Genomic DNA, 22,081 nt, shown 5'->3' with positions numbered 1-22,081 from the left:
TCCGCCCGCCGGGGAGGCCTGTGATGCGGTTGGGACCTGGCCGCGCAGGCTGCGCCCGCTGCCCCGCGCGGGGCCACCGGCGGGCGTTAGGCTCGATCCATGCTCCGTACCGTCATCCTCGCCGCCTCCCGGTCACCCCAGGTCGAGCGGCTCGTCGCGACGGCCCCGTTCAGTCGGGACCTCGTCCGCCGGTTCGTCGCCGGTGCCAAGACCGACGACGCGTTGCGCGCGACCCGCGAACTCGTCGACGACGGTCTCGCGGTCAGCCTCGACAACCTCGGTGAGGACACCGTCACCCCCGAGCAGGCCACCGCCACCCGCGACGAGTACGTCGGGCTGCTCAGGCGGCTCTCCGGCGCGGGGCTCACGCCGGCCGCCGAGGTGAGCGTCAAGCTGTCGGCGCTCGGCCAGATGTTCGACGAGCAGCTCGCCTACGACAACGCCCGGGCGATCTGCGCCGCCGCGGAGGAGGCGGGCACGACGGTCACCCTGGACATGGAGGACCACACCACCACCGACTCGACCCTGGACATCCTCGCCAAGCTGCGCAAGGACCACCCGTCGACCGGTGCCGTGCTCCAGGCGTACCTGCGGCGCACGGAGTCGGACTGCCGCGAGCTGGCCACGGCCGGTTCCCGCGTGCGGCTGTGCAAGGGCGCGTACAAGGAGCCGGAGTCGGTGGCCTACCAGTCCGCGCGCGAGGTGGACAAGTCCTACGTACGCTGCATGAACATCCTGATGTCCGGCGACGGCTACCCGATGCTGGCCACCCACGACCCCCGTCTGATCGCCATCGGGGAGGACCGGGCCCGCTGGTTCGACCGCGGTCCCGAGCGGTTCGAGTTCCAGATGCTGTACGGCATCCGCCCCGAGGAGCAGGCCCGCCTCGCCGGCGAGGGCTACACCGTGCGGACCTACCTGCCCTACGGCGAGGACTGGTACGGCTACCTGATGCGCCGGCTCGCCGAGCGCCCCGCCAACCTGGTGTTCTTCGGCCGGGCCGTGATGTCGAGGAAGTGAGTCAGCCGTTCGACCAGCCCCGGGTGCAGAGCACCAGGCGGTAGCCGTCCGGATCAGCCACCGCTACCCCCCAGCGGTCCCAGTACGGGCCGGCGGAGACCCTCGTCCCGCCGGCCCGTTGCAGTTCCCTCACCAGTTCGTCTTCGACGGGGTCGTCGAGGTAGAGCACCAGCAGGTCCTCAGGAGTCGGTGCGGGTACGACGGCGAGCTGCTCCCCGCCGACGAGTTCCAGGTGCCACTGGTCACCCGGCCGCCCGAGCATGAGCAGGTCGTGCTCGCCCGGCGCCCCGGCGGCGGAGCGCCAGAGCACGTCGAGGCCGAGCCCGCCGGCCCAGAAGCGTTCGGCGGCTGCCAGGTCGCGGCTCGGTCGGGCGATACGCAGGTGCGCGACGGTGGCGCGGGGGAGCGGCATGACGCGATCGTGCGACCTGCAGCCGGGATGAGGTCAAGCCCGTGGTCCCTGCCGGAGAACGGGCCGTGGCCGCCGGCGGCGTGGCTCGCGGTACCTTCTCGCCCGGCCGGCCGGATGGTCGTACCCTTCGGCGGGTGACTGACGGGCAGCCCGCGACGGACGGCCGACCGGTGACGGACGGCACGCCGGCCACCGCGACGGAAGGGCCCGCCCCCGCCGACGGCCCGGACCTGCCCGTCGGGCCCGTCCCGCTGGCGGTGCGAGGCGGGCGGCCGGCGCGGCGGGTTCGGCCGCTCGGGGTGGCGCTGGCGGTGGTCGTGCTGCTGGCGGCGTGCGGCCTGCCGGCGGCGCTGGTGGCCGGCCTGGTGCGTGCCGGTGACCGGCCGGCCCCGGCCTCGTCCTCGGTGCCGGCCGACGACCCCGCCACCGCGGCCGCCCGCCGGCTCGGGGAGCGCATGACGGCGGAACTGGCCCGGCAGTCCACGGCCCTGCTCGGCGGGGACCGCGCCGGGTTCCTGGCGGTCGCCGAGCCGGTCGCGCATCGGGACCTGCGCCGCCGGTACGCCGCGCTGCGCGCGCTGCGGGTCACGGCCTGGCAGGCCGCCGCCAACGGCCTGCCCACCCCCGTCGAGGGCCGGCCCGGCGAGTGGCGGTTGCTGGTCGAGTTCCGCTACTGCTTCGTCACGCCGGACTGCCGCACCAGCCGGGTGCTGACCGGCACCCGCTGGCGGGAGGGGGAGCGGCCCCGGCTGCTGGCCGTGGAACCGTCCCGCTCCGCGGCGACCGGCACCCGGCCCTGGGAGGTCAGCGAGCTGGCCGTGGCCGTCGGTCCGCGTACGCTCGTGGCCACCACTCCCGCCCTGCGCAGGCAACTGCCGGGCCTGCTGGCCCAGGCGGAGGCCGCCGCCAGGCTCGCCGACACGTACGCCGTCGGTGGCCGCACCCCGGACCGGTACCGGATCTTCTACGCCGGCCGGGGCGAGTGGCAGCGCTGGTACGGCGGTGGCCGGCCGAAGTGGACCGGCGGGTACGCGGTCACGGTCGGCGGCGGCCACCACGAGGTGGTGCTCAACGCCGACGGGCTCGTCGCCGGCGGGATGGACGACCTGCTGCGGCACGAGTTGACCCACGCCGCGTCCCTGCCCGAGCGGGGCTACCCGGGCAAGGGCACCTGGTGGCTGGTCGAAGGGCTGGCCGAGTACGCGGGCGCCGACGGCGTGCCGGTCGACCGGTACGCCGGACTGGACGAGGTGCGAGGCCTGCTCGGCGGCGGCTGGGACGGCCGGCTCGACAGCCTCAGCCCGGCCGACGATGCCCCGGCCGAGCGGGTCAGCGGCAGCTACGGCATCTCCTACCTGGCGGTCCGGCACCTGGTCGACCGGTTCGGCCCGGATCGGCTGCTCGCCTTCTTCGCGGCCGTGGTGCACGAGCGCACCCCGGTCGACCGGGCGGCTGAGCGGGTCCTCGGCGAACCCTGGTCCGTCCTGCACGACGGGTGCGTCGGGTACGTCCGCGCCGTGGTCGGCTGACGGAATCGACCAGTGCCGTGGTGGCGCCCGGGGCCGCGCCGGTGGCATCCATGATCGACCGCTGTCGGGTGGCGCCGACCGACCTGACACACTGGTGCCCGCTCCCAGCGCGGAGCCCCGGTCCGCGTCCGGAAGCGGTCCGGGGCACCCGCCCGGTGGCTCCGGTGGCGCCGCCGGAGCCACCGGGCGCCTTCCGCGTCGGGCCACCGGGCGCCTTCCGCGTCGGGCCGCCCGACCCCGAGGCGTCGGGCCGCCCCGACCCGGATGCGCCGGATCGCCGGGGCGAGAGCGCCCGCGGCCCCTGTCCGGCGGAACCAGGACCGACCGGACGCCGCGCGCAACGGGTTCGACAACGAACCGACCGGTCGGGTGGTCACCGACGAGAACCATGATCAGTTGTACGAAGGGATCGCGCCGGTCACAGCCGTCCCGCTACCGTACTGGTAACACGCGCGTCGCCGGTCCGGGCGGGACGAACCCGTCCGGTCGCACGCGCCGGGCATGGGATGGGTCGGTGAGCCATGGCCGGGTCGCAGTCCGACGGACGGCTGTCGGAGGTCAAGTTCCTCACCGTCGCCGAGGTGGCGGCGGTGATGCGGGTGTCGAAGATGACGGTCTACCGCCTCGTGCACAGCGGTGAACTCACCGCGGTCCGGGTCGGCCGGTCGTTCCGGGTGCCCGAACACGCGGTGCACGAATACCTGCGGGGCGCGTTTCAGGAAACCGCCTGACCCTCCCGCGGACGGCCCCCGGAGGGCGACGTAACGGGCATCGACGGGGGCGCGTTGGTCCTGCTGACGCTCTCCGGCTACCCTGGACCCCGACCGTGACCGCAGGCGCGCCTGCCGCTTACCCCGCTGGTCCGGTCCGTTGTCCGCAAGCGGTCGCCGACGTCACCTCGTGGCGTCACCCGGTCGCCCCGCACGTTGCATCGAAAGGCTTTCGTATGGGCTCGGTGGTCAAGAAGCGCCGCAAGCGCATGGCTAAGAAGAAGCACCGCAAGCTGCTGCGCAAGACCCGCGTCCAGCGTCGCCGTCTCGGCAAGTGACCGGAGCCGGGTCCCGGCCCGGCTCCCGTCGTCACTTGCCAACTGTCGACCCCCGGAGGCTCAGGTGATCACGCCGCGGAATTCCCGGCTCGATCCCGCCTGCCAGGGGAGGTGCGCGGCATGACCCCCGGTGGCACCCCAGGTGCCCCGGGGGTCGTCGTCGTGACCGGGGTCAGCCGCTACCTGGGGGCGCACGTCGCCGCCCGCCTCGCCGCCGACTCCCGCATCGAGCGGGTCATCGGCGTGGACCAGCCCGAGCCCGGTGCCGAGTTCACCGATCTGCTCGACCGGGTCGAGCGCGTCCGCATCGACGCAGGCTCGCTCGGCGGCCTCCTCGCCGACCTCGACGTCGACGCGGTCGTCCACCTCGCCCTGGTCACCTCGCCGGACCCGCAGCACGGCGGCCGCTCGGCGATGAAGGAGCAGAACGTCATCGGCACGATGCAGCTCCTCGCCGCCTGCCAGCGCGCTCCGCGCCTGCGCAAGCTCGTGATCCGCTCCTCCACGGCGGCCTACGGTGCGTCGTTCCGCGACCCGGCCGTCTTCACCGAGGAGACCGAGCCGCGCGAGGTGCCGCGCGGGGGTTTCGGCCGCGACATCCTCGACATCGAGGGGTACGTCCGCGGCTTCCGCCGCCGCCGGTCCGACGTCACCGCGACCGTGCTGCGCTTCGCGCCGTTCATCGGCTCGACCGCCGACACCACCCTCACCCGCTACTTCTCCCGGCCGGTCGTGCCCACCGTGTTCGGGCGCGACCCGCGGTTGCAGTTCCTGCACTTCGACGACGCGCTGGAGGTGCTGCACCGGTCGGTCGTCGAGGACCACCCGGGGACGTACAACGTGGCGGGGCCCGGCGTGCTCTCCCTGTCGCAGGCGATCCGCCGGGCCGGCCGGGTCGCCGTGCCGGTGCTGGAGCCCGGCCTGTCCAGCGCCGCCGCGGTCGCCCGCAACCTCGGCTTCGGCCGCTACGGCCTGGACCAGGTCGACCTCTTCGTACACGGCCGGGTCGTCGACACCAGCCGGCTGGAGCGGGAGTACGGCTTCACGCCGCGCTCGACCGCCGCCGCGTTCGACGACTTCATCCGCGCCCACCACGGCGGGGTCGTGGTGCACCGGGATCAGTTGGCCGTCGCGGAGCAACTCGTGCTGGATGGGATCCGCCAGGTGCGGTCGGCCGTGCGGGAGGGCTCGTGAACGCGCCGGACGAGCGGCGCGACGGCCGCTACGACGTACCGCTGATCGTCGGCGCACCGGGCACCGAGCCCGCGCGGGCCAACGGGCACCACCACCGCCCGTCCTCAGAGCCGGACACGGCCGCCACCGACGAGCCGGTCGCGGGCGACCCGCCGGCCACCGTCGACGAGCCCGGCACCGGGGCCACCGACGAGCCGGCCGCCACCGTGGCGGGACCGGAGTCGGGCGGCGCGCGTCGCAACGGGGCGGCACCGGTGGGCGGGCCGGCGGTGCCGGACCGGCCGGGCGACCACTGGGACCGCAAGGTCGCCAAGGGGCTGGCGTTCCTGCGCCGGCGGCTCTCCGGCGACTACGAGGTCGACGAGTTCGGCTTCGACCCCGACATCACCGAGGCGGTCTTCCACCCGCTGCTGCGGATGCTCTACCGGGACTGGTTCCGCACCGAGGTCACCGGCCTGGAGCACGTGCCCGCCGACGGCGCCGGCCTGGTGGTCGGCAACCACTCCGGCACCGTGGCGCTGGACGCGCTGATCCTCTCGGCCGCGCTGCACGACCAACACCCCGCCCGCCGCTACCTGCGGCTGCTCGGCGCCGACCTGGTCTTCCGGATGCCGGTCGTCTCCGAGATCGCCCGCAAGACCGGCGGGACGGTGGCCTGCAACCCGGACGCCGAGCGGCTGCTCGGCAACGGCGAACTGGTCGGCGTCTTCCCCGAGGGCTTCAAGGGCGTCGGCAAGCTCTACTCCGACCGCTACAAGCTGCAACGATTCGGCCGCGGCGGGTTCGTCTCGGCGGCGCTGCGCACCGGCACCCCGATCGTGCCGGTCGCCATCGTCGGCGGCGAGGAGACCTATCCGATGCTCGCCGACATCAAGCCCCTGGCGCGGCTGCTCAAGCTGCCCTACTTCCCGGTCACGCCGACCTTCCCGCTGCTGGGTCCACTGGGCATGGTGCCGCTGCCGAGCAAGTGGCTGATCGAGTTCTGTCCGCCGATCCCCACCGCCCACCTGACGGATTCCGCCGACGACCCGCTGGTCGTGTTCAACCTCGCCGACCAGGTGCGGGAGACCATCCAGCAGACCCTGCACCAGCTGCTGGAGCGGCGCCCGGACCCGTTCGGCCCCTGAGGGGCGCCCGCCCGACGCCGGCACGGTCCGCTTCTTGAGCCGTGGCCGGCTGCGCCGGACTGCGACGGTCGGCTGCGCCGGGACTGCGACGGTCGGCTGCGCCGGGACTGCGACGGTCGGCTGCGCCGGGACCGCGACGACCGTGGCACAGTCCCCTCGACTCGATACCACACAGGTATTTTTATGCCGCCTAGGTATCAGCGTCCCGGCGGCAGTGGTTCCTCAGCTTCGCGCGGTTTCCTCAGCCTCGCACGCCTGCCACGCCGTCAGCCGTCGCGGCGGCGACGGTGCAGCGCCAGCCCGGCGGTGACCGCCCCGGCGACCAGGCCGGCCGCCGCGGTGGACGGCACGGCGATCTTGACGGCGCGGCGGCCCGTGCGGAAGTCGCGGACGTCCCAGCCGCGCTGCCGGGCCTCCCGGAACAGGGCGGCGTCCGGGTTCACGGCCACGCCCCGGCCCACCATGGACAGCATCGGCAGGTCGTTGCACGAGTCGCTGTAGGCGGTGCAGCGACCCAGGTCCAGCCCTTCGACGGCGGCGAGCTGGGTGACCGCCTCCGCCTTGGCCGGGCCGTGCATCAGGTCGCCGACCAGCCGGCCGGTGTACGCGCCGTCGACGATCTCGGCGACCGTCCCGACCGCGCCGGTCAGGCCCAGCCGTGCGGCGATCACCCGGCCGATCTCCACCGGCGCGGCGCTGACCAGCCAGACCCGCTCGCCGGCGTCCAGGTGACGCTGGGCGAGCTGGCGGGTGCCGGCCCAGATCCGGGGTGCCATCAGCTCGTCGAAGATCTCCTCCGCGAGGCGTTCCACGTCGTCCACCCGCCAGCCCTCGACGAAGGCGAGGGCGGCCTCCTTCGCCTGCGACATGTCGCCGGCGTGCTCGGTGGCGAGCAACCGGAACCGCAGCTGCTGCCAGGCGAACCGGGCCAGGTCGGTGGTGGTGAAGTAGTTGCGCGCGGCGAGGCCCCGGGCGAACCAGTAGATGGACGCGCCTCGCATCATCGTGTTGTCGACGTCGAAGAAGGCCGCCGCGCCCGGGTCGGGTTCCGGGGGAGCCAACGGCTCCAGGTCGGTCTCCGCCCAACCGGCGGTGTGACCGTGGGCGTCGGTGCTGACCGTCACCTTGCGGCTGCGGGCCACGCGACCTCCCCTCCGCTCGACGGCGCGACGTGTGCCTCCCGCGAGGGTAGCCGGGGCCCGGGGGCGGACGGCCGTCCGAGGGACGAACTGTGGCGCGGGCGTCTCGGCCGACGGTCAGCGTTCGCCGGGGCAGCTGGCGGGGGCAGGGCCGAGGGCGTCGCTGCCCACCGGCGCGGGCAGGCCGCAGGCGATCGCCGCGCGCAGCGCGTCGGAACGCTTGCGGGCCGCGTCGAGCAGGGCGAGCGAGCGGCGCGTGCGGTCGCGGTCGGCCCGGCCGGCGTCGTCGAGGAGCCCGGCGACCGCCCGGCGCTGGCCGGTGAGGAAGGAGTTGACCGCGTCCAGCGCCGCCGGGTCCGAGCGTTGCGTCGCGGCGGTGGTCAGCAGGCGTACGCCCTGGCGGGTGTCGGCGTCCATGTCGTCGAGTACGGCGCTGAAGCCGGCCTCGTCCCCGCGCATCTCGGCCGCCTCGGCGAGCCGGGTACGGGCGAAGTCCAGGAACAGCTGCCCCCGACTGACGTCCGAGCTGGCCAGCGCGAGCTGGGCGCGCTCGGTGGAGCGCTTCATGCCGTACAGCGCGTCGCCGGGGACGGCGTTCTCACTGGCGGCGGAGATGCCCGAGACGGCCACGGCGCCGGCCGCGATGCCGACCAGGATGGCGCCGCGGGCACGGGCCCGCCGGGCGGTCACCGCCGGTAGCAGCCGGTTGCGGCCGGTCTCGGCGACGGAACGTCGGGACGAGGATTCGGCCGGGGCGGCGGCCGGGGCGCCGATGCCCTCGCGCTCGGCCGTGGCCAGCAGCATGGCCCGCAGCCCCGTACGGAACTCCGGGTCCACCTGCACGGCGGGCGGGGCGGAGGTCAGCCGCTGACCCACCGCGACGAGGGTGGCCAACTGGTCGTCGGCCCGGGAACGGACGTGGTGTCGCCGGCCCCCGTTGGCCTCGTCGAGAAGCTGCGCGAAACGCTCCGCGCGCCGACGGGAGAAGAGGTTGCTGTCCACCGTGGGCACCTCCTCTCGCTGGTCGCGGCCGGTCGGCCGCTGTCGTCGACAGCGACCGGTGACGGCGTGGCACCAGGACGAAGGTCGTGGTCGGCCGCACCACCGGGCCTCGGGGCCCGGGGGACACCGGGGCTACCACCGGTCGCACCCGGAGAAACGGTCCGCACCGGACATGGGTTACGGGGCCGACGGAGGCGAAATCACGGAAAGTGATCGCCGACACGGGGGCGTGACGCCGCTGAACTGCGCGTACGTCGATCGATGCACGGCAGTCTCCTGGAACGGGACTACGGTTGGAAGCCGTCGGGCAGCAGCCGGGCCAGCGCTCGCACCGCGCGGTACTGCAGTGCCTTGATCGCGCCCTCGTTCTTGCCCATCGCGCGGGCCGTCTCGGCCACGGAGAAGCCCTGCAGGAACCGCAGCACGATGCACTCCTGCTGCTCGGGGTTGAGCTGCTTGACGGCGCTGAGCAGGGCCACGTTGGTGATGTGCTCGACCACCGCCGCCTCCGGGCTGCCCTCGGGGCCCCGGTCCTCCCGGTCGGCGTCCAGCACGTCCCCGGTGGTGACCTCCAGCCGGTAGCGGCCGGACTTGAAGTGGTCCGCCACCAGGTTCCGGGCGATGGTGACCAGCCAGGCGCCCAGGTCACGACCCTGCCAGGTGAAGCTGCCGATCCGCTTGAGGGCGCGCAGGAAGGTGTCGGAGGTGAGGTCCTCGGCGAGCTGACGGTTGCCCACCCGGAAGTAGACGAACCGGAACACCGTGTCGACGTACCGGTCGTAGATCAGCCCGAACGCCTCCGACTCGCCGGCCTGGGCCCGTTCGACCAGCCCCCAGACCTCCGTGGCGGGGTCGGACGGGTCCGGGCGGCTGGGGAAGCCCGTGGCGGCGTTGACCGGGGCGGGGGCCGCCGGCACCGCCGGGATCACCGCCGTCTCCGTGCCCGACTCGTCGGGCGTCCTGGTCGGCTCCGTGGTGCGGCGGCCCTGGGCGGGCATGGTGGGCCGGGCGGGAACGGCGACCCGCCCGCCGGCCGGCTTCGCGTTGCCTCCCGGCGCCGCGGGGCGTGGCGGTGGTTCGTTCTGGTGCGGCCGGTTGCGGGTCCGGCTCGACGCGCCCTCGCCCCGGACGGCGAGGCCGCCCGCGTCGTCCAGCGGGCCCCGGGCGGCGGGTCGTTCGTTCACCGGCCCGCGAATCACCGGGTTGGTCAGGCCGGCCGGCCGTTCCGCGTATCCGAAGGTGGTCACCGCGCCGCCTCCGTCCCGCCGGCCGACCGGGACGGTCGGCGTGTCGCCGTCATGGCCCGGCCGGCACGGCCGGGCAGGGCTGGCTCGGGGTGTGCCGACGGGCGGCAGATCCCCTTGAGGTGCTGGTCCAATGCGCTCACAGGCACGGGGGCCTCCTCGGGCCGAGGGGTGTCGACTCACGGCAAATGGGGTGAGCCGACCCGAGTGATGATAGGGCCAACGTCACCCACGCGTGGCAAGTCCGTTACACAGGGCGGAAGTATTTCCGGCGGCGTCGCACACCTGGCGGACCCGTTGTCCGTCGTGTGTGGTTGACTTTCGGAGTGCGGCGTGGTTGTGAAAGAAATTCCAGGTCAGCGGCCGGATTGTGGGCGTTGGCGAGGGTCGCGGCGCGGGTGTCGGTTCAGGACGGGGCGGCCGGGCCGACGATCCGGACGTGTCCCGTCGGCGGAACAGGTGCCATCCGGCTCGCGGGCTCCGGTCGTCCCGTCTACGGGACTGCCGTGGGCCGGCGTTCCCGCTGCCCCCGGCTGTCCCTGCGCCACTCGGCGGCATGGCCCACAGGCCCCGCGCTGTGCCAGACTCAGCCACCGTGCAGGACGCATCCGACAGCTCCGCCTCGACCCTCGTCGAGCGGCTCCACCGTGCGGCCACCGCCGGCGGCGACCGACCCGCGCTGCACTGGCGCGAGCGGACCCTGACCTGGTCCGAACTGGACGCCTCGGTGACGGCCACCGCCCACGCCCTGGCGGCCCTGGCCGGGACGCCGCCGGCCGGGTCCGACCCGGCACCCGGCGGTACCGGCCGGTGCCCGCCCCGCGTCGCCGTCGCGCTCGGCAACTCGCCGGACTTCGTGGTGAGCTGCCTGGCCGCGCTGCGCGCCGGGCTGGTCGCGGTGCCGGTCAACCCCGGCCTCACCGCCCCCGAGCTGCGGCACGTGCTGGCGGACTCCGGCGCCTCGGTGCTGATCGGCACCGGGCGCGTGTGCGACCTGGTCGCCGGGATCGCCGGGGACCTGCCCGCGCTCGTCGCCGTGCACACCGTGCCCCCCGTGGCGCCCGCCGGGGATCCGTTCCCCCGACGGGCCGGCGACGACCTGGCGCTGCTGCTCTACACGTCGGGCACCGAGGGGCGGCCGAAGGGCGCGATGCTGACGCACCGGGCGCTGGCGGCCAACCACGAGCAGGTCGGCCGCATCGACCCGCCCGTCGTCGGCCCGGACGACACCGTGCTGCTGGCGCTGCCGCTGTTCCACGCGTACGGACTGAACGCGGGGCTCGGCGCGGTCGTCCACCACGGCGCGACCGGGGTGCTCGTCGACGACCTGGGCACCGACGCGGGACTGGCCGAGATCGCCCGGCACCGGGTCACCGTGCTGGTCGGCGTACCGTCGATGGTGGCCGCCTGGTCCACGGCGGATGCCGCCGACCTCACCGCGGCGATGGCGTCGGTGCGGGTCGTGGTCTGCGGCGCGGCGCCGCTGGAGCCCGCCGTCGCGGCGCGCTTCGCCGAGGTCGCCGGGCGCCCGGTGCACGTCGGGTACGGCCTGACCGAGACCGCGCCGGTGCTGACCTCCACCCTGGTCGGCGGGGAGCCGAAGCCCGGCTCGATCGGCCGGCCGCTGCCCGGCGTCGAGCTGCGACTGGTCGGCACCGACGGGTCCGACCTGTGGCGCGACGGCGTGGCCGAGCCCGAGGACGACGCCGACGAACTGGACCTCTCCGACGTCACGCCGGGCACCGACCCGGGGCAGGTCGTGGTGCGCGGCGCGAACGTCTTCGCCGGCTACTGGCCGGACGGCCGGGGCGGCCCGGACGCCGACGGTTGGTGGGCCACCGGCGACGTGGCGTACGCCGACGACGACGGCGACCTCTTCCTGGTGGACCGGATCGGCGAGCTGATCCTGGTCAACGGGTTCAACGTGTACCCGCACGAGGTCGAGCTGGTGCTGTCCGCGCACCCGGGGGTGGCCGAGTCGGCGGTACTGGGTGTACCGCACGCGCGCACCGGCGAGACTGTCCGGGCGTACGTGGTGGCGGCGCCGGGGGCTGCGGTGACCGAGGCCGAACTGCTCGCCCACTGCGCCCGCAACCTGGCCCGGTTCAAGTGCCCGACCGCCGTCGAGTTCGTCGACGGGTTGCCGCACTCGGTGATCGGCAAGGTGCGCAAGACCCTGCTCCGGCCGGCGTCGCCCCCGGCGGCCCCGGTGCCGTCCCCGGCGGCGTCACCGGAGACCCGCCCGCCGGCCCCGGCCGGCGCCAGCACGACGGAGGAGACCGATGCGTGAGCCCCGACTCGCCCTGATCACCCGCCCCGGCTGCCATCTCTGCGACGAGGCGAAGGTGGCGCTGGACCGGGTGGTGGCGGTCACCGGGGACCGGTGGACCGAGAAGGACGTCACCGACGACATCGAGCTGGAACGCGAGTACGGCGACCGGCTGCCCGTGGTGCTGCTCGACGGCAAGGAGCACGGCTACTGGCGGGTGGAGGAGGAGCGGCTGCTGCGCGACCTGACCACGCCGCAGCTCTAGGACCGCGCGTTAGGGTGCTCGGATGACCCCTGCGCGCCACCACCTGGTGTGGGACTGGAACGGCACCCTGCTCAACGACCTGAGCCTGGTGGTCGCCTCCACCAACGCCGCCTTCGCCAGCGTCGGCGGGCCCGCCGTGACGGCCGACGAGCACCGGGTGCGGTTCCGCCGGCCCATCGCCGACTACTACGCCGAGGTGCTCGGCCGGGCGGTCGACGACGACGCGTTCGGTCTGCTGGACCGGATCTTCCACGACGCGTACCGCACCGGGTTGACGACCTGCGAGCTGGCGCACGACGCAGGCGTCGCGATGGCGGCCTGGCCGGGCAGCCAGTCCCTGCTGTCCATGTGGTTCCACGAGGAGCTGGTGCCGACCGTGCACACGTACGGACTCACCGGGCACTTCGTCCGGGTGGACGGGCTGCGGGCGAGCGTCGGCGGGGACCGCAAGGCCGAGTCCCTCCGGCGGCACCTGGCGGAGCTGGGCGTGGACGGCCGGGACGTGGTGCTGATCGGGGACTCCATCGACGACGCCGACGCCGCCGTGTCGGTGGGCGGCCGCGCCGTCCTCTACACCGGCGGGTTCACCGATCCGAACCGGCTGCGCGCCTCCGGTCACCCGGTCGCCGACACCCTCAGCGAGGCGGTGGGCCTGGCGGCCACCCTGCCCTGACCGGCCCGGTGGTCAGTTGCGCAGGTAGGCCAGCACGGCCAGGACCCGCCGGTGCTGCTCGGTGTCGGGCGGGAGCTGGAGCTTGGTGAAGATGTTCCGGACGTGCTTCTCGACGGCGCCGTCGGTGACCACCAGGGTCCTCGCGATCGCCGTGTTGGAACGGCCCTCGGCCATCAGCGCGAGCACCTCGCGTTCGCGCGGGGTGAGTTCGCGCAGCGGGTCGTCGCGCCGGCGCCGGGCGAAGAGCTGACCGACCACCTCGGGGTCGAGCACCGTGCCGCCGCCGGCCACCCGGTCGAGCGCGTCGAGGAACTCGTCGATCGCGGCCACCCGGTCCTTGAGCAGGTAGCCGATCCCGCCCCCGCCGCCGCCGGTGGTGGCGAGCAGGTCGTCGGCGTACGACACCTCGACGTACTGGGAGAGGACCAGGATCGGGGTGCGGGGCACCAGCCGGCGAGCCTCCACGGCCGCGCGCAGTCCCTCGTCGGTGTGCGACGGCGGCATCCGGACGTCGACGATCGACACGTCCGGCCGGTGCGCCACCACGGCCGTCACCAGTGCCTCTCCGTCGGCCACGGCGGCGACCACCTCGTGCCCGCGTTCGGTGAGCAGCCGTACCAGCCCCTCCCGGAGCAGCACCGCGTCGTCCGCGATCACGATCCGCATGTCCTGTTGTCTACCACGTACGGCTCACAGGGGGAGTTCCGCGCGGATCCTGGTGGGCCCGCCGGCCGGGCTGGTCACCCGCAGCCGGCCGCCGGCGGCGCGGATCCGGTCGGCGATGCCGACGAGCCCGTGCCCCTTGGCCAGGTGGGCGCCGCCCTGCCCGTCGTCGTCGACGTCGACCTCCAGGCGCCCGTCGTGCCGGGCCACGGTGACCTGGCACTCGGTCGCCCGGCTGTGCTTGGCGACGTTGGTCAGCGCCTCGGACACCACGAAGTAGGCGGTGCTCTCCACCGCCGGGTCGAGCCGGCCGGCCGGGCTGGCCAGTTCCGGGTCCACCCGCAGCTCGATCGGGATCAGGCCGCGCCCGGCCAGTGCCGCCAGGGCGCTGGGCAGCCCCCGGTCGACCAGGATCGGCGGCGCGATGCCCCGGGACAGGGCGCGCAGCTCGGCGAGCGTCTCCCGGGTCTGGGTGACGGCCTCGTCGAGGGTGCGCGCGGCGGCCTCCGGGTCGGTGGCGAGCTGCTGGCGGGCGCGGCTGAGGTCCATCGCGAGCCGGACCAGGCGCTGCTGCGGGCCGTCGTGGATGTCCCGCTCCAGCCGGCGCAGCGCGCTCGCCTCGGCGGAGACGGCGGCCCGCTTCTGCTCCTCCAGCACGGTGATCCGGTTGCGCATCTCGGCCACGCCGGTGAGCAGGGCGCGACCGAAGCCGGCCTGGAGCAGCGCGCAGCCCCGGGCCACGATCGGCAGGGTGATCAGGAAGAACAGCCCGATCGCGGTGTGCAGCCCGATCCGGGCGACGGTCGAGTCGCCCAGGCCGAGGAGCTGCGGGAGGCCGACGTTGTCCGGGTCGCCGCGCGGCAGCGCCCAGTCGTACGCCCAGTAGAGGGTGCCGGTGACGGCGCCGGTCCACCAGACCAGGGTGACCACGAAGGTGACGATGGCCACGATCAGCTTGAGGATGCCGTGCGCCAGGTCGAGCCAGGACTGCGCGTCCCCCATCGGCACGAAGATCCGCCGCCAGGCGCTCGCCCCGGGCTCGGGGAGCCGGTACTGGGGGCGGATCCGGGACAGGTGGAGCACGGCGGGGAGGCGGAGCCGCTCGATGTCGGCGAGGCCCCGGGCGGCGTAGAGGGTGCCGCTGAGGATCGGCAGGCCGATCACCGTCACCACCAGCCCGAGCCCGGCCGCCAGGCCGGCCAGCAGGACGACGAAGCTGGCCAGGGCCAGCGGTAGGCCCAGCAGCACGTAGCCGGAGTCCAGCAGGAGCTGTCGGGAGATGGTCGGCGCCGGCACGGGCTGATCGGCGGCGACGGGTACGGCGGTCATGTCAAGAGGCTAGGCAGCGCGGGGTGGCCGACCCATCCCGTCGGCCCGCCTCTCCGGCGTAGGGCTGGCCCTACCGTGACCGGATCGTGGGCGAGCCGTGGGCCGCGTGATTGGTCAGAGAAGTCTTAATTGAGCAATAATCGGCGCGGCTGGCACGGTCGACCGCCGCCAGGAGGCCGGATGGCGGCCGGCCGGGGTGGCTGGATCGATCTTGCGGAATGGAGGGGCTGGTGAAGCCGCGTCGCGAGCTTTCAAGATCGCGATTTGTGCACGCCTTCACAAGCGCCTACTCTGTAGTTCCGACGCGCCCTGCTAGCACAGCCGGCAATCTCGGTCGCCAGCGGGGATCCCGAAACGGCCGGCCGCCCGAGTTGGCCGAGGATCGCACCGCACGGAGTCTCATGAGTCAGCACCGTCACCCTGGCGCGCCCGGCCGCGCCGGTGCCGTACCGGCGCTCCCGGATCTGCCGGAGGCGACCGTCGCGCGGCTCCCGGAATACCTCCGTGCCCTGCACAACCTCGCCGAAACCGGCCACGAGACCGTGTCCAGCGAGGGGCTGGCCAGCGCCGCCGGCGTGAACTCCGCGAAGCTCCGCAAGGACCTCTCGCACCTCGGCTCGTACGGGACCCGTGGCGTCGGCTACGACGTGGCGCTGCTGGTCGACCAGATCGAGTACGTGCTCGGGCTCACCCAGCGACGGGCCGTCGCCCTGGTCGGCGTGGGTAATCTCGGTCACGCCCTCGCCGGCTACGACGGCTTCGCCAGCCGCGGCTTCCGGATCGCCGCCCTCTTCGACGCCGACCCCGCCCGGGTCGGCGAGGAGATCAACGGGCTGGTCGTCCGGCACATCGACGAGCTGCCCCGGGTCGCCGTCGAGGAGGCCATCGCCATCGGCGTGATCGCCACCCCGGCCCCGGCCGCCCAGGCGGTGGCGGACCAGCTCGTGGCCGTCGGTGTGACGAGCATCCTGAACTTCGCCCCGTGCGTACTCTCGGTTCCGGAGGGGGTCGACGTGCGCAAGGTCGACCTCGCGATCGAGCTGCAGATCCTGTCCTTCCACGAGCACCGCAAGGCATCGCTGACCGCGCTGCCCGCCACCGGTGGGTCCGCCCTCACCGCCCTGCCCGGGGGGCTCGCCGTCACCGACCCGCAGGAGGCGATAGGCACGTGAAACTGCTCGTCGTCGGCGCGTCCTACCGCACCGCTCCCGTCGCCACGCTGGAGCAGCTCGCGGTCGGCCCCGCGGACCTCACCCGCACCCTGGACCGCCTGGTCGCCCAGCCGTACGTGACCGAGGCCGTGCTCGTCTCCACCTGCAACCGGGTGGAGATCTACGCCGCCGTGTCCGGTTTCCACGGCGGCCTCGGCGACATCTGCGCGGTGCTGGCCGAGCAGGCCGGCTGCCAGCCCGCCGCGCTCGCCAACCACCTCTACGTGCACTTCGACGCCGCCGCCGTGGACCACGTCTTCCGGGTCGCCGCCGGGCTCGACTCGATGGTGGTCGGCGAGGCGCAGATCCTCGGCCAACTCCGCGACGCCTACCATTCCGCGACCGGGGCCGACACCGCCGGGCGGCTGCTGCACGAGCTGATGCAGCAGGCGCTGCGGGTCGGCAAACGGGCGCACGCCGAGACCGGGATCGACCGGGCCGGCCAGAGCGTGGTGACCGCCGCGCTGGAGCTGGCCGCCGGGCACCTCGACGGCGACCTCGCCGGCCGTCCCGCGCTGGTGGTCGGCGCGGGCGCGATGGGCTCGCTGGGCGTCGCCACGCTGTCCCGGCTGGGCGCCGGGCCGCTCACGGTCACCAACCGGGGCGCCGACCGGGCCGTCCGGCTGGCCGAGGCGTACGGGGCCAGTGCGACACCGATGGCGGAGCTGACCACCGTTCTCTCCACAGTGGACATCGTAGTGGCCGCCACCGCGGCCACCGAAGCGGTCCTCACCCGTGACGTGGTGACCCGGGCGCTCGCCGGACGCGACCCCGGCCGGGGGCCGCTGGTCCTGCTCGACCTGGCCGTGCCGCGCGACGTGGAGGCCGGCGTCGCCGAGCTGCCCGGCGTCGAGGTCATCGACATCGACCGGATGGCGACGCTGCTCGCCGACGGGCCCGCCGCCACCGATGCCGCCGCCGTCGAGCGGATCGTGGCCGGCGAGGTCGACGCCTTCCTCACCTGGCTGCGCGGCGCCGACGTGGCGCCCACGGTGGCCGCCCTGCGTGGCCGCGCCGACGACGTGGTCGGCGCCGAGCTGCGCCGGCTCGCCCAGCGCCGCCCGGACCTCACCGACGACCAGCGCGCCGAGGTGGCCCGGACGGTGCACCGGGTCGTGCAGCGGCTGCTGCACCAGCCGACCGTGCGGGTGCGCCAGCTGGCGGCCGAACCCGGCGGCGACCAGTACGCGGCCCTGCTGCGCGAGCTGTTCGACCTCCAGGTGCCGCAGACGTCCCCGGTCGAGAACGTCCCCGACATCGTCGCCGGCGACGCCGCGCCGCCGTTCGGCCTCGCCGACGTCCCGCCGCCCTTCGGCCTCGCCGACGTTCCGCCGCCCGTCGGGCACGCCGACATTCCACCGTCGACGGGTTCCGCCGACGTCCCGCCCATCGGAGGTGAGCGATGAGCACGCCCCTGCGCCTCGGTACCCGGGGCAGCAAACTGGCGATGGCCCAGTCCGGCCACGTCGCCGAGGCCCTGACCGCCGCCACCGGCCGGCCCGTCGAGCTGGTCGAGGTGGTCACCGCCGGCGACCGCTCGTCCGCGCCGGTGCACCGGCTCGGCGTCGGCGTCTTCGTCTCCGCCCTGCGCGACGCCCTGACCGCCGGCACCATCGACTTCGCGGTGCACTCCTACAAGGACCTGCCCACCGCGGCGGCGGCCGGGCTGCACATCGCGGCGGTGCCGACGCGGCAGGACCCGCGGGACGCGCTGGTCGCCCGGGACGGCCGGACGCTCACCGAGCTGCCCTCCGGCGCGACCGTGGGCACGGGCGCGCTGCGCCGCATCGCCCAGCTGCACGCCCTCGGGATGCAGCTGGAGGTCACCCCGATCCGCGGCAACGTCGACAGCCGCCTCGCGCGGGTGCTCGGCCCGGAGGCCGACCTCGACGCCGTCGTCCTGGCCCGGGCCGGGCTGGCCCGGATCGGGCGTACCGACGCGATCACCGAGACGCTCGACCCGATGCTGATGCTGCCCGCGCCCGCCCAGGGCGCGCTGGCGGTGGAGTGCCGGGCCGACGACACTGACCTGGTCGAGCTGCTCGCCGTGCTCGACCACGCACCGTCCCACGCCGCGGTCACCGCGGAACGGGCGCTGCTGGCCACCCTGGAGGCCGGATGCTCCGCTCCGGTCGCCGCCTACGCCGTCGTCGCCGAAGGCGAGCCAACCGGCTCGGGTGCCGAGGGCGATGTCGTCCAGGAGATCTATCTGCGCGGGGCGGTGATCAGTCCGGACGGTACGAGAGACCTCCGGCTGTCCCGCACCGGAACGCTCGCCGACGCGGCGGAGATCGGCAAGGCACTCGCCGCCGAACTCCTCGACCTCGGCGCCGACTCGATCCTCGGCCACGATGGACACGCCGGCCCGGGGACCCAGCAATTTGGGAGCACAGAATGACCCGCACCCGTAAGCCCGTAGGCCGCATCGCCTTCGTCGGGGCCGGTCCCGGCGACCCGGGCCTGCTGACCCGCCGGGCGCACGACGCCCTGGTCGACGCCGACCAGGTGGTGTACGACCGGGGAGTCCCCGAGTCGCTGCTCGACGCCGTCCGCGCCCAGGCCAGGGAGGACGCCCAGTTCACCCCGGCGGAGGGCGCGCCGGGTGACGTGGCGAAGGTGCTGATCTCGGCGGCCCGTTCCGGGCTGAACGCGGTGCACCTGGTCGCCGGCGACCCGTTCGGCCACGAGTCGGTCGTCAAGGAGGTGCAGGCGGTCGCGCGGACCGCCGCGCACTTCGAGGTGGTCCCCGGCGTCGGCCAGGCCGAGGGGGTGGCGACCTACGCGGGCGTGCCGCTGCCGGGCGTGCGTACGGCGGCCGACGTCGAGGACGTCAGCGCGCTGGACTTCGACGCGCTGGCCGCGGCCGTCGGCAGGGGCTCGCTCGCCCTGGCCGTGGACGCCGGTGACCTCGCCGCGATCCGCGACGGGCTGCTCGCGGCCGGGGTGGACGGCACCACCGGCGTCGGGGTGACCGGCGACGGCACCGGCGAGACGCAGTACACCACCACCTCGACCGTCGACTCCTTCGTCGCGGCGGCGCTCGGCTTCACCGGCCGGGTGGTCCTCACCGTCGGCGAGGGCGTCGGCCAGCGCGACAAGCTGAGCTGGTGGGAGAACCGGCCGCTGTACGGCTGGAAGGTCCTCGTGCCCCGCACCAAGGAGCAGGCCGGCGTGATGAGCGCGCGGCTGCGCGCGTACGGGGCCATCCCCTGCGAGGTGCCGACGATCGCGGTCGAGCCGCCGCGTACCCCCGCCCAGATGGAGCGGGCGGTCAAGGGCCTGGTCGACGGCCGGTACGCCTGGGTGATCTTCACCTCCGTCAACGCGGTACGCGCGGTCTGGGAGAAGTTCGCCGAGCACGGCCTCGACGCCCGGCACTTCGGCGGCGTCAAGATCGCCTGTATCGGTGAGGCGACCGCCGACGCCGTGCGCGCGTTCGGCATCCAGCCCGAGCTGATCCCGTCCGGGGAGCAGTCCTCCGAGGGGCTGCTCGCCGAGTTCTCGCCGCACGACGAGATCCTCGACCCGGTCGGCCGGGTGCTGCTGCCGCGCGCCGACATCGCCACCGAGACCCTCGCCGCCGGGCTCACCGAGCGCGGCTGGGAGGTCGACGACGTGACCGCCTACCGGACGGTCCGGGCCGCCCCGCCGCCCGCTGAGATCCGGGACGCGATCAAGTCGGGTGGCTTCGACGCGGTGCTCTTCACGTCCAGCTCCACGGTGCGCAATCTGGTGGGTATCGCGGGGAAGCCGCACGCCCGTACCGTCGTTGCAGTGATCGGGCCCAAGACGGCGGAGACCGCGACGGAGTTCGGCCTGCGGGTCGACGTCCAGCCGCCGCACGCCTCGGTCCCCGATCTGGTGGAGGCGCTGGCCGCCTACGCCGTCGAGCTGCGCGAGAAGCTCGCCGCCATGCCGGCGAAGCAGCGCCGTGGCTCGAAGGTGCAGGGGCCGACCGCCCTGAGGTTCCGGTAGTCGTAGCAGGAGGTCCGTGATGCCGTACCCCGAGATCCGGCCCCGCCGGCTGCGCCGCAACGCGGCCGTCCGGCGGCTGGTCTCCGAGACCCGCGTCGACCCGGCCGAACTGGTCGTGCCGATGTTCGTCAAGGAGGGGCTGACGGAACCGCGGGCGATCGCGTCGCTCCCGGGAGTGCTCCAGCACTCCCGGGACTCGCTCCGCAAGGCCGCCGCCGAGGCGGTCCAGGCGGGCGTCGGCGGCATCATGCTCTTCGGCGTGCCGGAGCGACGGGACCCCACCGGTTCCGGCGGGATCGACCCGGGCGGCATCCTCAACGTCGCGATCCGCGACGTCGTCGCCGAGGTGGGCGACGCCACGGTGGTGATGAGCGACCTCTGCCTGGACGAGTTCACCTCGCACGGGCACTGCGGCCTGCTCGCCCCCGACGGCGGCGTCGACAACGACGCCACGCTGGAGGCGTACGCCGAGATGGCCGTCGCCCAGGCCGACGCCGGGGTCGGGGTGGTCGGGCCGTCCGGGATGATGGACGGCCAGGTCGCGGTGGTACGCCGGGCGCTCGACGCCGCGGGCCACCAGGACGTGGCCGTGCTGGCGTACGCCGTCAAGTACGCCTCGGCCTTCTTCGGCCCGTTCCGGGACGCGGTGGAGTCGGCCCTGGAGGGCGACCGTCGCGCTTACCAGCAGGACCCCGCCAACCTGCGGGAGTCGCTGCGCGAGGTCGAGCTGGACGTCGCCGAGGGCGCCGACATGGTGATGGTCAAGCCCGCCCTGCCGTACCTCGACGTGGTGGCGGCCATCCGCGCGGCGGTGGACGTCCCGGTCGCCGCCTACCAGGTCTCCGGCGAGTACGCGATGGTCGAGGCGGCCGCCGCGAACGGCTGGATCGACCGGGAGCGGGTGATGATGGAGACGCTCACCTCGATCCGTCGGGCCGGCGCGCAGATCATCCTCACCTACTGGGCCGTCGAGGCCGCCCAACTCCTCCGCCAGCGCTACTGACCGGCTGCCCCCGCCCAACCTGTAACTCCGCCAGACCGGCACCCTCCCGACCCGCCGCCCTCTGCCGGACCCGCAACTCCGTCCGCCCGGCGCCCCTTCCCGGCTCGTCAACACGTCGCTGCCGACCTGCACGGACGTCCACGGTCGAGCCCGACCGGGTCGTGCTTGGTCGTGCCGTGCCGGGTCGTGCTTGGTCGTGCCGTGCCGGGTCGTGCTGGGTCGTGCCGTGCCGGGTCGTGCTGGGTCGTGCCGTGCCGGGTCGTGCTGGGTCGTGCCGTGCTGGGTCGTGCCGGGGCCGGCGGGCTCTGCGCTGGTGCTTGCTGCTGCCGGCGGCGCGCTTTCGGCGCCTCGCCGACAGCCTCAGATGTCGGTGCCACCTCATCGGCGCTGCCCGGCATCCGTTGGCTCGCCGCTGCCTGGCGCCCCTTGGCTCGCCGCTACCCGGCACCCGTTGGCTCGCCGGAAACGGTCGAACGTTCGTCACGTTAAGTGATAGCCCTGCATTCGAAGGTCAGTGACCTCCGGACGCTTTGCTCTGCATCCATTTACGCACCGGCAACTCTGCGTGGCTGTTGCGTATGTGGCTGCAGAGCAAAGGGCGCGCGGAGGTGGGTGGCTCCGAAACGGGCCGGAAGATAAAACTGCTGGTCAGGCGGTTTCGGTCGTAGATGTGGTCGCTGAGGGTCGCTTCGAGGCGCCCGAGGAAGTCGCACAGAGTGAGGATTGGCGAGCGCTCACTTTTGGTTGCTGAGCGTGACCACTTAAGGGGCGGTCGGCTTGCTGCGGGCGTGGGGTCGGACGGTGGGTTTTCCACAGGCGGCTGGGTTATCCACAGGCAGCGTGGGTGGGATTGCGGGAGGGCCCGGCAGCAGGGGAGCGTGACCGGATGACCGTCCTACCCGCAGAACCGGCGAGTGGCCGGCCCCTGAATCCCGACGCCGTGCCGGGCTCTGCCGCCGTGCCGGACTCCGCCGTCGC

20 protein-coding genes and 1 pseudogene are annotated in these 22,081 nt (G+C 74.2%); 15 read left to right on the top strand and 6 right to left on the bottom strand.

The annotated features are described in order from the left end of the window. Positions 1–99: 99 nt before the first annotated feature. A complete protein-coding gene (locus V6U77_RS00345) occupies positions 100–1,020 on the top strand; it encodes a proline dehydrogenase family protein (protein WP_334604013.1) in 921 nt (306 codons plus the stop codon). Position 1,021: 1 nt separating this feature from the next. Here the strand turns inward: V6U77_RS00345 and V6U77_RS00340 are convergent, their stop codons facing one another. Further along, positions 1,022–1,432 (bottom strand): VOC family protein, encoded by a 411-nt coding sequence (locus V6U77_RS00340; protein WP_334604012.1) that lies wholly within the window; start codon positions 1,430–1,432, stop codon positions 1,022–1,024. A 134-nt stretch (positions 1,433–1,566) separates the two neighbouring features. On the opposite strand from V6U77_RS00340, the gene V6U77_RS00335 reads away from it, so the two are divergent. The 6 genes and pseudogenes from V6U77_RS00335 to V6U77_RS00310 all read left to right on the top strand — a co-directional run bounded on the left by V6U77_RS00335 (position 1,567) and on the right by V6U77_RS00310 (position 6,330). Further along, positions 1,567–2,961 (top strand): hypothetical protein, encoded by a 1,395-nt coding sequence (locus V6U77_RS00335; protein WP_334604011.1) that lies wholly within the window; start codon positions 1,567–1,569, stop codon positions 2,959–2,961. 43 nt (positions 2,962–3,004) lie between these two features. Further along, positions 3,005–3,151 (top strand): annotated as a pseudogene (locus V6U77_RS00330) (ABC transporter ATP-binding protein); the annotation flags it as partial. Between the two features lie 331 nt (positions 3,152–3,482). Continuing rightward, a complete protein-coding gene (locus V6U77_RS00325) occupies positions 3,483–3,692 on the top strand; it encodes a helix-turn-helix domain-containing protein (protein ID WP_145773774.1) in 210 nt (69 codons plus the stop codon). A gap of 215 nt (positions 3,693–3,907) precedes the next feature. Continuing rightward, positions 3,908–4,009 (top strand): 30S ribosomal protein bS22, encoded by a 102-nt coding sequence (locus V6U77_RS00320; RefSeq protein WP_007465623.1) that lies wholly within the window; start codon positions 3,908–3,910, stop codon positions 4,007–4,009. A 120-nt stretch (positions 4,010–4,129) separates the two neighbouring features. After that, on the top strand, positions 4,130–5,203 hold the full coding sequence (locus tag V6U77_RS00315) for an NAD-dependent epimerase/dehydratase family protein (RefSeq protein ID WP_334604010.1): 1,074 nt from the start codon (positions 4,130–4,132) through the stop codon (positions 5,201–5,203). Between the two features lie 254 nt (positions 5,204–5,457). After that, positions 5,458–6,330 carry a lysophospholipid acyltransferase family protein gene (locus V6U77_RS00310; RefSeq protein WP_334604210.1) on the top strand — a complete coding sequence of 291 codons (873 nt, stop codon included), beginning with the start codon at positions 5,458–5,460 and terminating at the stop codon, positions 6,328–6,330. A 266-nt stretch (positions 6,331–6,596) separates the two neighbouring features. On the opposite strand, the gene V6U77_RS00305 is transcribed toward V6U77_RS00310, so the two are convergent. The 3 genes from V6U77_RS00305 to V6U77_RS00295 form a co-directional block, all read right to left on the bottom strand. After that, positions 6,597–7,472 (bottom strand): HAD family hydrolase, encoded by an 876-nt coding sequence (locus V6U77_RS00305; protein WP_334604009.1) that lies wholly within the window; start codon positions 7,470–7,472, stop codon positions 6,597–6,599. 114 nt (positions 7,473–7,586) lie between these two features. Continuing rightward, positions 7,587–8,471, bottom strand: coding sequence for a DUF5667 domain-containing protein (locus tag V6U77_RS00300; protein ID WP_334604008.1), 885 nt, complete (start codon positions 8,469–8,471; stop codon positions 7,587–7,589). A 287-nt stretch (positions 8,472–8,758) separates the two neighbouring features. Further along, positions 8,759–9,718: an ECF subfamily RNA polymerase sigma factor, BldN family gene (locus V6U77_RS00295; protein WP_334604007.1), complete on the bottom strand. Its 960-nt coding sequence runs from the start codon at positions 9,716–9,718 to the stop codon at positions 8,759–8,761. Positions 9,719–10,271: 553 nt separating this feature from the next. Between V6U77_RS00295 and V6U77_RS00290 the strand changes: the two genes are divergently transcribed. From V6U77_RS00290 to V6U77_RS00280, 3 genes are read left to right on the top strand one after another with little or no spacing between them, the layout of a single operon-like run. Further along, positions 10,272–12,005: an AMP-binding protein gene (locus tag V6U77_RS00290; protein WP_334604006.1), complete on the top strand. Its 1,734-nt coding sequence runs from the start codon at positions 10,272–10,274 to the stop codon at positions 12,003–12,005. Then, the gene (locus V6U77_RS00285) at positions 11,998–12,249 is read left to right on the top strand and encodes a glutaredoxin family protein (protein WP_101412885.1); all 252 of its coding nucleotides are present in this window, start codon (positions 11,998–12,000) and stop codon (positions 12,247–12,249) included. Before V6U77_RS00290 ends, V6U77_RS00285 begins: the two co-directional genes overlap by 8 nt. 22 nt (positions 12,250–12,271) lie before the next feature. Continuing rightward, on the top strand, positions 12,272–12,922 hold the full coding sequence (locus V6U77_RS00280; protein ID WP_334604005.1) for an HAD family hydrolase: 651 nt from the start codon (positions 12,272–12,274) through the stop codon (positions 12,920–12,922). Between the two features lie 12 nt (positions 12,923–12,934). Here the strand turns inward: V6U77_RS00280 and V6U77_RS00275 are convergent, their stop codons facing one another. Both V6U77_RS00275 and V6U77_RS00270 read right to left on the bottom strand, forming a co-directional pair. Next, positions 12,935–13,588 carry a response regulator transcription factor gene (locus V6U77_RS00275; RefSeq protein WP_334604004.1) on the bottom strand — a complete coding sequence of 218 codons (654 nt, stop codon included), beginning with the start codon at positions 13,586–13,588 and terminating at the stop codon, positions 12,935–12,937. A 24-nt stretch (positions 13,589–13,612) separates the two neighbouring features. Next, complete coding sequence (locus V6U77_RS00270; RefSeq protein ID WP_334604003.1) at positions 13,613–14,914, bottom strand: sensor histidine kinase; 1,302 nt, start codon at positions 14,912–14,914, stop codon at positions 13,613–13,615. A gap of 401 nt (positions 14,915–15,315) precedes the next feature. On the opposite strand from V6U77_RS00270, the gene V6U77_RS00265 reads away from it, so the two are divergent. From V6U77_RS00265 to hemB, 5 genes are read left to right on the top strand one after another with little or no spacing between them, the layout of a single operon-like run. Beyond that, positions 15,316–16,086 carry a redox-sensing transcriptional repressor Rex gene (locus V6U77_RS00265; protein WP_121399977.1) on the top strand — a complete coding sequence of 257 codons (771 nt, stop codon included), beginning with the start codon at positions 15,316–15,318 and terminating at the stop codon, positions 16,084–16,086. After that, positions 16,083–17,531, top strand: coding sequence for a glutamyl-tRNA reductase (locus V6U77_RS00260; RefSeq protein ID WP_334604002.1), 1,449 nt, complete (start codon positions 16,083–16,085; stop codon positions 17,529–17,531). The genes V6U77_RS00265 and V6U77_RS00260 overlap by 4 nt, the downstream gene beginning before the upstream one ends. Next, positions 17,528–18,523, top strand: coding sequence for a hydroxymethylbilane synthase (gene hemC, locus V6U77_RS00255; protein ID WP_121399976.1), 996 nt, complete (start codon positions 17,528–17,530; stop codon positions 18,521–18,523). Before V6U77_RS00260 ends, hemC begins: the two co-directional genes overlap by 4 nt. After that, a complete protein-coding gene (locus V6U77_RS00250; protein ID WP_121399975.1) occupies positions 18,520–20,100 on the top strand; it encodes a uroporphyrinogen-III synthase in 1,581 nt (526 codons plus the stop codon). Before hemC ends, V6U77_RS00250 begins: the two co-directional genes overlap by 4 nt. A gap of 19 nt (positions 20,101–20,119) precedes the next feature. Beyond that, positions 20,120–21,103, top strand: a complete 984-nt coding sequence (hemB, locus tag V6U77_RS00245; protein ID WP_334604001.1) for a porphobilinogen synthase — start codon at positions 20,120–20,122, stop codon at positions 21,101–21,103. Positions 21,104–22,081 lie beyond the last annotated feature (978 nt).

The sequence above is a fragment of the Micromonospora sp. CPCC 205546 genome, assembly GCF_036902715.1.
Lineage (GTDB): Bacteria > Actinomycetota > Actinomycetes > Mycobacteriales > Micromonosporaceae > Micromonospora.
The sequence above is the reverse complement of the archived record's forward strand: the minus strand, read 5'-3'. Positions and strand labels throughout refer to the sequence as shown.